10 protein-coding genes are annotated in these 12,845 nt (G+C 64.1%); 5 read left to right on the top strand and 5 right to left on the bottom strand.

The genetic code is table 11. The features are described 5' to 3' along the window. Both ACH2DW_RS14340 and ACH2DW_RS14335 read right to left on the bottom strand, forming a co-directional pair. A partial coding sequence (locus tag ACH2DW_RS14340; protein ID WP_394930426.1) for a wax ester/triacylglycerol synthase domain-containing protein occupies nt 1-1,484 on the bottom strand: 1,484 nt, incomplete at its 3' end. Nucleotides 1,485-1,559: 75 nt separating this feature from the next. Further along, nucleotides 1,560-3,035, bottom strand: a complete 1,476-nt coding sequence (locus tag ACH2DW_RS14335) for an HAD-IB family hydrolase (protein ID WP_394930425.1) — start codon at nt 3,033-3,035, stop codon at nt 1,560-1,562. A gap of 91 nt (nt 3,036-3,126) precedes the next feature. Here ACH2DW_RS14335 and ACH2DW_RS14330 point away from each other — a divergent pair, with 91 nt between their 5' ends. Together ACH2DW_RS14330 and ACH2DW_RS14325 are read left to right on the top strand one after the other, a co-directional pair. Next, on the top strand, nt 3,127-4,569 hold the full coding sequence (locus tag ACH2DW_RS14330; RefSeq protein WP_394930424.1) for a class I adenylate-forming enzyme family protein: 1,443 nt from the start codon (nt 3,127-3,129) through the stop codon (nt 4,567-4,569). Continuing rightward, a complete protein-coding gene (locus ACH2DW_RS14325) occupies nt 4,569-5,513 on the top strand; it encodes a lysophospholipid acyltransferase family protein (protein WP_394930423.1) in 945 nt (314 codons plus the stop codon). The genes ACH2DW_RS14330 and ACH2DW_RS14325 overlap by 1 nt, the downstream gene beginning before the upstream one ends. 18 nt (nt 5,514-5,531) lie before the next feature. Here ACH2DW_RS14325 and ACH2DW_RS14320 read toward each other — a convergent pair whose 3' ends face one another. After that, nucleotides 5,532-6,626: a Zn-dependent alcohol dehydrogenase gene (locus ACH2DW_RS14320; protein ID WP_394930422.1), complete on the bottom strand. Its 1,095-nt coding sequence runs from the start codon at nt 6,624-6,626 to the stop codon at nt 5,532-5,534. 88 nt (nt 6,627-6,714) lie between these two features. Between ACH2DW_RS14320 and ACH2DW_RS14315 the strand changes: the two genes are divergently transcribed. Next, nucleotides 6,715-7,644 (top strand): TauD/TfdA dioxygenase family protein, encoded by a 930-nt coding sequence (locus tag ACH2DW_RS14315; protein ID WP_394930421.1) that lies wholly within the window; start codon nt 6,715-6,717, stop codon nt 7,642-7,644. Between the two features lie 11 nt (nt 7,645-7,655). Here ACH2DW_RS14315 and ACH2DW_RS14310 read toward each other — a convergent pair whose 3' ends face one another. Beyond that, nucleotides 7,656-8,393 carry a dienelactone hydrolase family protein gene (locus ACH2DW_RS14310; RefSeq protein ID WP_394930428.1) on the bottom strand — a complete coding sequence of 246 codons (738 nt, stop codon included), beginning with the start codon at nt 8,391-8,393 and terminating at the stop codon, nt 7,656-7,658. A gap of 233 nt (nt 8,394-8,626) precedes the next feature. Here ACH2DW_RS14310 and ACH2DW_RS14305 point away from each other — a divergent pair, with 233 nt between their 5' ends. Beyond that, entirely contained in the window at nt 8,627-8,863 is a 237-nt protein-coding gene (locus ACH2DW_RS14305) for a hypothetical protein (RefSeq protein ID WP_394930420.1), read from the top strand. Nucleotides 8,864-8,919: 56 nt separating this feature from the next. Further along, nucleotides 8,920-11,133, top strand: coding sequence for a thiamine pyrophosphate-dependent enzyme (locus tag ACH2DW_RS14300; protein WP_394930427.1), 2,214 nt, complete (start codon nt 8,920-8,922; stop codon nt 11,131-11,133). Here ACH2DW_RS14300 and ACH2DW_RS14295 read toward each other — a convergent pair. Beyond that, nucleotides 11,126-12,634 carry a class I adenylate-forming enzyme family protein gene (locus ACH2DW_RS14295; RefSeq protein ID WP_394930419.1) on the bottom strand — a complete coding sequence of 503 codons (1,509 nt, stop codon included), beginning with the start codon at nt 12,632-12,634 and terminating at the stop codon, nt 11,126-11,128. The genes ACH2DW_RS14300 and ACH2DW_RS14295 overlap by 8 nt on opposite strands. Nucleotides 12,635-12,845: the final 211 nt, after the last annotated feature.

Genomic DNA, 12,845 nt, shown 5'->3' with positions numbered 1-12,845 from the left:
GTCTTCTTCTTGGTTGCCGACTGTTGCACGGAACTTCCGGCGGCAATCAGGTCAGCGAACGAGGCTTCGACGTTCGCGGCGAATGCAGTCGGGTCGGTGATGGCCTCGGGGTCAACGAAGATGCCCATGTCGAAGGCACCGTCGTAGGACATCGCCGTGATGTTTGCGCCCGTTCCGGCGACCGGGCCCATCGCCACGGTGGCGAGCACCTTGGCGCCAGCGCAGTAGAGCGGAATTGGAGCACCTCGCAAGTTCGATGTCGCGAAGTCGATGTGGTGCGCTGCGGACCGAGCTGCCTGGGTCACGACCGAGATCGGCAAGAGGTTCGCTACGCCCGACAGCCCCGTCATGCCACCGGTTCGCTGTGCCTCATCTTTGGCTTCGGCAGTCGCATTGACGACTGCAGCCACGCGCTCGCCTGGCGACATCGGCCCGGCGGGCAGCGTGAGAGGAACGGGGGTGAACGAGTTGCCGCCCGCCTTGCCGTCGGACCGCGTGCTGAGCACAAAACTGGTGTTTGTGGACTCGATCGGAGTGCCATGTTCAACGTGGTAGCGATGCACGGCTTCGACAAGGCCCGCCATGAACGCGTCGTTGATCGAACCACCGAGCGCCTTGCCCGCCGTCTTGAGCTCATCGACGTCAACGCGCACCCATTCCAGGTGGCGATGCCGCGACCGGTCGGACCACAGCGGCGATGCCGGCGAACGCTCCGAGCTGGGGCTGAGTTGCCGGGCCGCCGCCTTGAAGGTGTCGACCGCAATACCGACGGTGTCATTGATGCGACGAGGATCTGCAGGCCACAGAGCAACCTCGCCAGCCATTCGCCGACCGATCCCCCACTGTCGGCGCGCCAGGTGCGACGCCGAATGACGAAGGGTGGACATCACGCTGTCGGCAGTATTCCCACCGGATTCTTTTGCCTGATGAGCCGCAACTGCATCATCGATCACTTGCTCAAGATCGACCTCAGGTGCCGGCGGCGCATCTCGTTCGAGGTCCTGATACATCTCGGCCATCCGCATCTGGCCGATGCCATCGGCAACAGAGTGGTGAATGATCGCCCACAGCGCGCCGCGACCCCCTTCGAGCCCACTGATGAGGACGAACCGCCAAAGCGGGCGCGTCCGGTCGAGCGGCTCCGAGTAGAGCTGGGCAGCGAGGTCGAGAAGTTGCCGGTCCGTTCCCGGTCCGGGCAGCACGACTTCGCGAATGTGCGCGTTGATGTCGAACTCTGCGTCGGGGACCCACGCCGGGGTCGAAATTCGACCAAAGCCGGGCACGGCGCGTTGATAGAGGCGCGGGGTGCGCGCGATACCGGCACGCATCTGACGCATGAACCGAGCGGGGTCGACCGGCTGATCGAGCAGAACGATCGAACCACCACTGGGGTTGAGCCACGGGTCCTTCTCGATACTCCACATCAGCGCCTCGTGCTCGCTCATCCGGTCGGCGTTGTCGACTTCTCGTTCTCGTGTGGCCATCGTGACGTCTCTTCTCAGTGCCTTGGCGTAATCAGATCAGGATCAGGTGCGAATCAGGTGCGAATCAGGTGCGAGTCAGGTGTCGGTGCCGGGACGACGTTCGGACTCGGCGTTCGGGTCGCCCTTGTATCCGGGCGGGAACGTCTGCATCAACTCATCGTTCGTGGGCGTGCGACGCTCGCGAGCCTCGGGCGGCAACAGATCGACCAGCGCCTGCATGATTGCCTGGGTGTCGGCGTCCGGGTCATCGAGACCGAGTTGAACTGGATCACCCACCGTCGCGGAGACAGCGGGACGGTTCGTCGGATTCATGTTGGGCAACCGAGCGCTGCGCGGCCAGACCCGCTCGGTGCCCCACAGCCCGACCGGGATCACCGGAACACCGGTCTGCGCGGCGAGCTTCGCTGCACCCCATCGCCCCTTCAGTTCCGGGTCGAAGAATGCCGGGCCGCGCGGAATCGTTCCTTCAGGTGCCAACATGACGACCTCGCCGCCCTCGAGCGCCCGTGCTGCAGCCTGCAACGGTTCGTCCGATCCGGAGGATCGTTCGACGCGTACACCACCCATTCCTCGCATCAGTCGACCGATGATCGGCACGTCGAACACTTCTTTCTTACCCAGACCTCGGAGATTCCGACCGGCTTTCGCAAAGAGCAAGCCCATCACCGTCGGGTCAAAGTATGAGCGGTGGTTGAAGACCACGATGGCCGCACCCTCGGTGGGGATCTTGTCGATGTCGTGGAAGGAGATGTCGGCATACGGCGCGACCAACTCTGGCCGCATCAGCGGTCGCGTCCACTCTTGAATCTCGCGTCCACCGATCTTGATGACGCCGTCGCTCTTGTCGAGATGCCGCGTCGGCCAACCCCTGATCGCGGCGGTAGCGGCGAGTCGCGTGTCCGGGTTGACCGCCACCGGATTGCCGACGAGCGCGAGCAGTGGCGAATCGAAGTAGCTGTCGCTGTAGGCGTAGCTGCGATCGAGACGAACGCCGTTCTCGACCGCCCACGCTTCCACCGCGTCGGCCTTCGCCGGACCCCACACAAACGGTCCGTCGAGTTCACCCGTGTAGTTCGTTCCGTCGTTGGCCCACGACGTTCCAATGACGGCGTCAAACCCGAGTTCATCGGCCAGCGCTGTGGTGAAGGCAAGTGGTGAAGTCGACGCGAGGACGAGCAAGCGACCCTCGGCGCGGTGCTCCTCAATGAGCGGCCGAGCAAACGGCTGCACCATCTCGACGATCTCTTTGGCTGCCTTGGCACACGCTGCATCAACGTCACCAATGTTCCAGCCGACCGCCGCACGTACGGCGAGTTTCGCCGGCTGCATGAGCAGCCGCGACTCGCCAGCAATGTCATAGACCGCTTTCAATGTGAACTGCGCGAGCTCAACGAGCGGCTCGATCAGCGGATTCTTGCCAACGTCAGCGACGCCGGCCTCGGTGAGGTGACGCATGAAAACGGTCGACGATGAACCGCTGATGAGCGTTCGGTCGAGATCAAAAATGGCAGCTGACAAGTTGCGAGACATGGGGAGTGCTCCGTTGGACATCGTCGCACGTTTCCTTCGTTTCTGAAATTCGATCGTGCAATACTGTGGCCCCGTCGCGAGTGTGCAGACGGACATCGATTGGGGAATCGTGATGAATCTGGCGAACGTTATCGAGGGACACAGCGACGATCGGCGAGCGCTGATCGACGGCGAAACCGTCGTCACGTTCGGAGAATTGCGTGACCGCGTGTCGGCGTTGCGGTCCCAACTTGCGTCCATGGGCATCAGTCGCGGTGACTCCGTGGCGTTGGCAGCGGGCAACGAGGTGCACTTCGCGACCGGCGCACTCGCGGTGTTGGGGCTGGGCGCCATCGTGATGCCGGTCAACCCGCAGAGCCCGCCGGCCGAACTTCGCCTCCGCATCGACATGGTCCAGCCTCGCCTGCTGCTTGTTGGTGACGACGGCCAGGGCTTACTCGGCATCGACGATGAGCTCGGTGTTGAGGCACTCGACATGACCACGCTCGCCGCGGTTCCGGTGACTGATCCCGACCCCGGCATCGTCGACGTCGAGCCAGACGACCGAGCGTTCTACATGGCGACCAGCGGTGTATCGGGAGCGCCGAAGGTGGCGATCCTCAGCCATTACAACTTGCGCTGGGTGCAAGAAGCAATGGGCCAAGGGCTCGACCCGATGCAACCAGACGACATCACCCTCGGGTGCCTCTCGTTCGCGCACATCTTCGGCTTGAACGTGGTGCTGCTCTACGGCCTGCGCGTGGGTTCGTGCATCGTCCTCCAGCGTCGATTCGATGCCGACGAAAGCCTTCGCTTGATTCGCGAGCACGGCGTCACTGTGCTTGCCGGGGCGCCACCGATGTGGCAGCGATGGGCGAAGGCCGACGCGCCCGACGATTCGCTGTCGACCATCCGGTTCGCTGCATCGGGCGCTGCGGCGTTGCCCCTCGGCGTCTTCGAGACGATTCGCGACCGGTATGGCGTCGAGGTCGCTCAGGGCTACGGCCTGACGGAAACCTCGCCCGTGGTCACCATGGGGCGCGGCTACGCCGTTCGTCCCTCTTCGGTCGGCAAGGTGCTTGACGGTGTGACGGTGGCTCTCGTCGACGACAACGGAATGCCGGTCGACATCGGCGACGAGGGCGAGGTTGTCGTGAAGGGTCCCGGCATCTTCCACGGATACCTCGACGACCAGGCCATGACCGACGCCGTGCTGACCGCTGACGGTTGGTTCTGGACCGGCGACGTCGGGATCTTCGACGAGGAGGGCTACCTGTACCTCGTCGACCGGATCAAGGACGTCGTCATCGTGTCGGGCTTCAACGTGTACCCGGCGGAGGTCGAAACCGCGCTGATCAAACATCCCGACGTCCGTGGTGCAATCGTCACGGGTCACGCGAACGAAGCGACGGGCGAAATGGTCGTCGCTCACATTTCCGGCGATGTCAGCGAGACCGAGCTCCGAGCGCACGTCGCTCAGCATCTCAGTCGGCACAAGTGGCCAGCTGAGTACCATTTCCTTGATGAGCTACCGATCGCTCCAAACGGTAAGCCGATCCGTCGGGCGCTGCGCTGATGAGCGGTGGCAACGACCGTTCCTTCAACTTCGAAGCGGCTCCTGAGCTGCCCGGCGCCGACCGGCTGAGCAAGTACGCATTCGGCGGTATCCGCCGCCTGACCCATCGTCTCTGGGACTTCACGATCGAGGGACGCGACAACGTGCCGCTCGAGGGGCCGGCGATCATCACACCGAATCACCTGTCGTTCTGCGATTCGGTCTTCGTACCCGCCGCGCTCCCCCGTCGAGTGTGGGCGATCGGCAAGGGCGAGTACATGGACAGTTGGAAGACGAAGCATCTCTTTCCGGCAATGGGCATGATCCCGGTCGACCGGTCAGGCGGCGACGCCGCCCAAGCCGCGCTCGACACGGCCGCCAGGGTGCTCGATGGTGGCCGCTTGTTCATGATCTATCCAGAGGGCACGCGCTCTCGGAGCGAGTTCCTCCACAAGGGCCGCACCGGCGCGGCCCGCCTCGCGATTCGTTGCAACGCTCCCATCGTGCCGGTGGGGCACGAAGGAACGCTCGTCGTCCAACCGCCCGATTCGTTCAAGATGAAGCCACGCCTCCCGGTCACCGTGCGGTTCGGTGCCCCGATGTGGGCCCACAAGTACGGCGACCCCGAAGACCCCCGCACGCTGCGGGCGTTCACCGATGCCGTGATGTTTGAGATCGCTCAGCTCTCCGGACAACGCTACGTCGATCGTTATGCCAGCAAAGACGACCGGCCCGGAGTGCTCGCTGACGCCGAGAAGACAGCGCCTCCGACCGCGCAAGATGACACCACCGAGCGCATCAACCCGCAACGGCCAAGTGTCGTCGGTGAGAGCCCGATCAGTATTCCTCGACCCACGCTTCGACCGGTGACGTCACCGAGTACGAACGGCACCGCGACGCCGACGAAGCCAGGGGTCGCCGCGCCGATCTCGTTGCCACCGGGACGCCGCGCGCCGGTCGGCTGACCAGCAGCCACGCACGACTCAGGCCTCGTCGAACATGATGACGCTGCGCGCGACGTTGCCCTGCTTCATGTCCTCGAACCCCTCGTTGATCTGTTCGAGCGAGATCTTCTTCGACACCATTTCGTCGAGCATCAAACGACCGGACAGGTACATGTCGACGTAACGGGGCATGTCAGTGCGGAACTGGTTCGAGCCCATGTTCGAGCCAGTCAGCTTCTTTTCAGAGAGCAGCTCCACGCCGTGGATCTCGATCTGCGTGCCGACCGGAATCATGCCGATCACTGTGGCTTGTCCGCCCTTGCGCAGCATCTGGAATGACTGCTCGGCGGTGGCCTTCATCCCGACTGCCTCGAAGGCATGGTGGACGCCGCCGCCGGTGATCTCTTTCACTGCCTGGACGACATCGACTTTGCTTGCGTCCACGACGTGAGTGGCTCCCATCTCCTGGGCGAGTTCGAGCTTTGACGGAGCCATGTCGATGGCGATGATCGTGTTCGCACCCGCAATTCGTGCACCCTGAACAGCCGAGAGGCCAATGCCCCCGCAGCCGATGACCGCGACCGTCTCGCCGGGCGCAACCTTCGCCGTGCGGAAGACCGCACCGAGGCCCGTCGTGACGCCGCACCCGATGAGTGCCGCCTTGTCGAGTGGCATCTCTTTGTCGATCTTCACCAACGCGTGTTCGTGGATCAACATCTGCTCCGCGAACGACGAGAGATGGAGGAACTGGTTGACCGTCTCGCCATCGCGTGACAGCCGAGGTGCGTCTGCGGGTTGTCGAACCAGTTCGGTGTCTTTGTTCTCGCACAACGACGGGTGGCCGTCGGTGCACTGCGAACAGTGACCACAGAACGCCGACAGGCAGGTGATGACATGATCGCCGGGCTCGACGTAGTGGACCATCGAACCCACCGCTTCGACCACGCCTGCTGACTCGTGGCCGAGCACGCTCGGACACCGAGCCGGGTACTTGCCCTCCATGAAATGGAGATCGCTGTGGCAGATGCCGGCGGCAACGGTCCGGATGAGCACCTCGCGCGGTCCCGGTTGACCGATCTCGATCTCTTCGATTTCGAGCAGGCCTGGAACGGTGTTGAGCACGGCAGCTTTCATCAGACAACGGTACCGCGATCGCCCGCCCACCTTTCGACTCGCTTGACCCGACTCGCATGGCGCAACGGCGGACGACGACACTGGACCGATGACCAGCGCCACTGCCAACATCGTCGACACGATTGAAGTCCGCCAGATGTCGGCCACCATCGGCGCCATGATCTCCGGCGTCGACCTGGGCGCCGAGTTGAGTGACGCCACAGTCGCGGTGTTGCGCCAGGCATTGCTCGACTGGAAGGTCATCTTCTTCCGCGATCAGGACATCACCACCGAGCAGCACCTCGCGTTCGGGCGTCGGTTTGGTGAACTCGAAGTCCACCCGTTTGCGCCAGGAAAGCCCGGCTATCCCGAGGTGCTCGCGATCTCGCACGATGCCGATGGGCCGGGCTACGAGAACCTGTGGCATTCCGACGTCACCTGGCGGCTCCAGCCGTCGCTCGGTTCAGTGTTGCGCAACGTCGAGTCGCCCGACGTCGGGGGCGACACGTTATTTGCCGACATGTACGCCGCGTACGACGGTCTCCCGCAGCGTGTGCGGGACCGCGTCGACGGTCTCGTCGCGCGTCACGACTTTGCGGGGTTTCGTCGCGGCCTCCAACGGCGAGGTGCAACCGATGAAGAAATCGCGGAGTTCAATGCGACCTACCCGAACCCTGAGCACCCGGTGATTCGAACGCACCCCGAGACGGGTCGCAAGGCGATCTACGTCAATGCTGGCTTTACCCAGGAGATCATCGGCATCGACCCTGAGGAGAGCCGCGAGCTCCTCGACCTGCTGTATCGGCAGGCAGCCTTTCCCGAGTACCAGGTGCGCTTCAGATGGGAGAACAACTCAGTTGCGTTCTGGGACAACCGCTCCTGCCAGCACTACGCCGTGTCTGACTACTGGCCGAACGTTCGCAAGGCCGAGCGCGTCACGATCATCGGTGACACGCCGTACTTCGACGACTCGAAGACGCCGACGGAACCCACCGAGTACCCCTTCCGCGGTGCGATCCTCCGCCACGGCCGCGACTGACCGTTGTCCGGTCAGCCGCGCAAGTTGCGGGCGAAGAGATCGTGCAGGCGTTCCCAGTGACGTTCTGATGCCGCCTTGTCGTAGAGCGGTCGCTCCCTGAAGGCGAAGCCGTGCTCGGTACCCGGATACCACTCGGTTCGCCCCGCGCATCCTGCTTCGACACGAGCAGCTTCGAATGCGTCGATCATCTCCGGCGGCGCATAGCTATCGGTCTCGGCTGCGCCGACGTAGACCTCGCCGCTTGCGTTGGCGAGTTGCAGGTGCGGCGAGTCGTCGGTGTCGACCACGAGTCGGACCCCGTGGAACGAGGCACCGGCAACCACTTGGCCGGGCAGCTGTCCCAAGAGGTACACGGCGAACGGTCCGCTCATGCAGTAGCCGACCGCTCCGACCCGCTCAGTGTTTGCAGCCGGATCGGCTTCGGCATGAGCGATGAGCGCCCGCGAGTCGCTGACGACCATGTTGTTGCTCAGCCCGCTCATCAGCTCGAACATGCGGTCGCGATCACCCGTGTCGAACACGTTGTACTCACTCACCTCGCGGTAGTAGAGCTGCGGTGCCATCACGTAGTAGCCCGCCGTCGCCAGGCGCCGCGCCATGTCGCGGATCTCTTCCCGCATGCCCGGGGCATCCATGAAGAACAGCACCAGGGGGTGCGGTCCACCAGAATCGGGGTGCACGACGAAGGTGACCATCGGTGTGTCCGGGGTGCTGTCCGAGGTGGTGATGTCGATGAACTGTTCGATCATCTCCGCAGTCTCGCGGAGGGACCTGCTGAGCGTGGCAGTGAGGAGGACACCCAGCACGACTCGATCTCGATCGACGTGTGATTTCGGCTCCGCTGAACTGTGGCAGGGTGAATGGAGCGGCCACTCGACGTCGGAGATGCCGGCGCTGAAGCCGCCGAACCGGAGCACCAGTCATGACGTTCACCCAGTCCATCCATTTCACCACCGACAGACGCGACGAGGTTCTCGACCTCATGAGGCGCTGGAGCGACGATTCGATCAGTGTCGGTACGGCTCAACGCGCGACCCTGGTTGAGGACCGCTCGGCGCCGGGCAACTACGTCATGGCTGTCTCGTTTGAGTCCGCCGAGTCTGCGGCAACAAATTCCGATCGACCGGAGACCGGAGCATTCGCCGAGCAGTTCGCAGCACTGTGCAACGGTGCACCGGAGTTCCGGGAGTACGACGTCGTCGAGGTGTACGGCCAGTAGACGAGTTCCAGCCGGTCGCCCTGGGTGGCCGTGTTACGTTCACGCGCGTGTCGGCGATGAACCGCGTGCAGGTGGTGCACGACAACTTCCTGCAACGTGTTGCGGCACGTGACTTCCCTCCGCGCACCTCCACGCTCACGCCTGCCGAGGTTGGTCTCGACAGTGACGCGCTCGCCGCGCTGTTCCAGGCGCAGGCGCTCAGTCGCCACCTCGACCGCGCAGCCCGCGACCTCCAGGCTTGCGGCGAAGGGTTTTACACCATCGGGTCGTCTGGCCATGAGGGCATGGCCGCCGTCGCTGCTGCGCTCCGCGCGACCGACATGGCGTTCCTCCACTATCGCGACGCTGCCTTCCAGATTGCCCGAGCCGCGCAGGTGCCTGGGCAAGATCCGCTCGGCGACATGTTGCTCAGTTTCGTCGCGTCGAGCGACGACCCGATCTCGGGTGGCCGGCACAAGGTGCTCGGCTCGGCTGTGCTCAACATCCCGCCACAGACGAGCACGATTGCGTCGCACCTCCCGAAGGCGGTCGGCACGGCCTACTCGATCGGTCTCGCGAAGCGCATCCGTCCTGAGCATGCGGTGCTTGCTGACGACGGGCTCGTGATCTGCAGCTTCGGCGACGCGTCACTCAACCACGCGAGCGCGCAATCCGCGCTGAACACTGCCGGGTGGACGAGCTTCCAGGGTGTCCCACTCCCTCTTCTGTTCCTCTGTGAAGACAACGGTCTGGGTATCTCGGTCAAGACCCCTGCCGGATGGGTCGAGGCGTCGATGCGCAATCGGGCCGGCATTGAGTACATGCACTGTTCCGGCCTGGATCTCGCCGACACATATGCCGCCGTCACCGGAGCGGCGCGGCGAATCCGAGCGACTCGACGGCCGGTCTTCTTGCATCTCGACTGTGTCCGGCTCTACGGCCATGCCGGCGCTGACGTGGCATCGAGTTACCTCTCGCCGGAACGGATCGAACGCGACGAGGCGAACGATCCGCTGCTGCACTCCGCTCGGCTCCTCGTCGAACACGGCGACTTCTCCCCGGCGCAGGTGGTCGACATCTATACGACGATCGAAGCCGAGGTCACACGTCGGCTCAACGATGCCGTCGGTCGCCCCAAACTCCAGACGTCAGAGGACGTCATGTCGAGCATCGTGCCGCCGCCGCGCTGGTCTGAGCCGACGCTCCTGCCGACCAAGGGTCAGCGCATCGAAGTATTTGGACGCGTGGAGATCACGGCCATGGCAGCGCCGCAACACCTCGCCAAGCTGCTCAACTGGGCAATCACCGACGAGATGTTGCGCTCCCCGGAAATCATTGTCGCCGGGGAAGATGTCGGCGCCAAAGGCGGCGTGTACGGCGTCACCCAACGTCTGCAGAAGCGATTCGGGCAGCACCGCGTCATCGACACCATCCTCGACGAGCAGTCGATTCTCGGCATGGGCATCGGTCTCGCGCACAACGGATTCGTCCCAGTCGTCGAGATCCAGTTCCTTGCCTACCTGCACAATGCCGAAGACCAATTGCGTGGCGAGGCCGCGACGCTGCCCTTCTTCTCCAACGGTCAGTTCGCGAATCCGATGATCATTCGAATTGCCGGGCTCGGCTACCAGCGCGGGTTCGGTGGCCACTTCCACAACGACAATTCACTTGCGGTGCTCCGCGATATTCCGGGCATCGTCATCGCCTGTCCGTCGAATGGCACCGATGCCGTGCACATGTTCCGCGAGTGCATTCGACTGGCTCGCGACGAGCAGCGCGTCGTCGTGTTCATCGAGCCGATCGCCCGATACATGACCCGCGATCTCCTGACCGAAGGCGACGAGCGCTGGGCCGGCATCTATCCGGAGTTCGATCCACAGCTCACGATGCGTTCCGGCACCATTGGGGTGCGCGGCGACGGCACCGACCTGGCGATTGTCACCTACGGCAACGGCGTGTTCCTCGCCGAGCAAGCCGTCGAGTCGCTTCGAGCCGATGATGGCATCAACGTGCGGATCATTGACCTGAGGTGGCTCGCTCCCCTACCGATCGACGCCGTGGTCGCAGCAACTGCACCGTGTCGATCGGTCCTGGTTGTCGACGAATGCCGCGAGACCGGGTCGCAAAGCGAGGCGATCGTCGCACGGTTTGCCGAGCGCGGCCGTCACGACGTGTACCGCGAGTGCGCGGCCGACAGCTTCATTGCCACCGGCCCGGCATTCGGCGCCACACTCCCCAGCCGCGAGTCGATCGTTGCGGCCGCACGCCGCGCCGTCTCCGACCTCAGTTGATCGAGCGTTCCTTACCTGACCAGTAGGGCTCGCGGAGCACTCGCTTGAGCACCTTGCCCGCGCCCGACTTCGGGAGCGCCTCAGAACGGAACTCGAAGCCCTTTGGCACCTTGTACCCGGCGATTCGCTCCCGACAGTGCGCGGTCAGCTCTGCTTCGTCGACCTGCACTCCGGCGCGCAACACGACTGCCGCCTGAACTGCCTCGCCCCACTGTTCATCGGGCACCCCGAACACCGTTGCTTCAAGGACGCCCGGGTGGGCGTACAGCGCGTCCTCGACCTCGGTGCAGTACACGTTCTCGCCGCCGCTGACGATCATGTCTTTGGCGCGGTCGACGAGGAACAGGTAACCGTCGTCGTCGAGATACCCGATGTCACCGGATCGGTACCACCCGCCGTCGAGCAGCACTTCGGCTGTCTGTTCGGGCTTGTTCCAATACCCGGCCATCACGTTCGGGCCGCGCACGGCGACCTCGCCGGCAGTTCCTGGCGGGACCGCGTTGCCCGCCGGGCCGACGACCCGGATCTCCACACCGGGAGGCCCCTGTCCGCAACTCTTGGCTCGTTCGCTGTCGAGGTACTGCTCCTCGTGGCGGAAGATCGCCGCAATCGGCGACAGCTCGGTGGCCCCGTAGAGGTGAATGAGCTCACACTTGAACAGATCGTCTGCGCGCCGCAGCACCTCGAGCGCAACGGGTGAGGCACCGTGCGACAGCCAACGCATCGACGACAGGTCGCGCGGCTCGGTGGCCTGCGTTTCGCACATCGCCGACAGCATCGCTGGCACTGCGATTGCGCAGGTCACCTGTTCGTCGGTGATCAGGTCGAGTGCTGCGCCGGGATCGAAGGCACCAAGAATCACGTTCGATGCGCCGACCCACGGGAGGACAAGTGCCGAGTACAGCCCTGCCGCATGGAACATCGGTGCCATCGTGAGGTAACGGTCGTCGTCGAGAATTGGCTGGGCGAGTTGGACCTGCACCGCGTTGGCCATCAGGTTGGCATGCGTCAGCATCACGCCCTTCGCCGCGCCGGTCGTGCCACCGGTGTAGAAGAGCCCGGCCAAGGTGTCGGGCGCGATCCGGACGTCGCTCATCGGGTCGTCAATCGAGACGCCGGCAAGCAACGACTCGTACTCGTCGGTGTCGAGACGGATGACTCGGTCGACCGAGGCGGCCAGCCCACCCGGGTCGCGATCGCAGATCAGCACCTTGGCGCCGGCGTCTTCGGTCGCATACACCAACTCCGGCTGGGCCCATCGAGTGTTGTGCGGCACGATGACTCGACCCGAAATCGGAATCCCGAAGAAGAGTTCGAGGAACTTGTCCGAGTTGAGCGACCACAACGCCACTCGGTCTCCCGGCTCGGTGAGTTGGCGCATCAGGGCACCAACGCGGTCAATCCGTTCGCCCAACTCCGCGTAGGTGCGGCGGATCTCGCCGTGCACGACGCCGGTTCGGGAGCCGAAGATCGTTCGGGCTCGCTGGATCGGATCGTTCATCGTGTACACGCCACCACCGTAGTTTCCGGCGCGTGGTCCTGTGCACTGGCGAAGGTCCCGGTCATGCCCTTTTTCTGGGCGCGAGCGGGGGGAATCAGATGCGTTCGAAGTACCGGTGACGTTCCCAGTCGGTGACCGCGGCGTCGAAGGCGTCGGCTTCGGTCGTGAAGAAATGTGCGTAGTGATCGACGACGCCATCGCCGAGGAGACG

The organism is uncultured Ilumatobacter sp. (assembly GCF_963980585.1).
Taxonomy (GTDB): domain Bacteria; phylum Actinomycetota; class Acidimicrobiia; order Acidimicrobiales; family Ilumatobacteraceae; genus Ilumatobacter_A.
The sequence above is the reverse complement of the archived record's forward strand: the minus strand, read 5'-3'. Positions and strand labels throughout refer to the sequence as shown.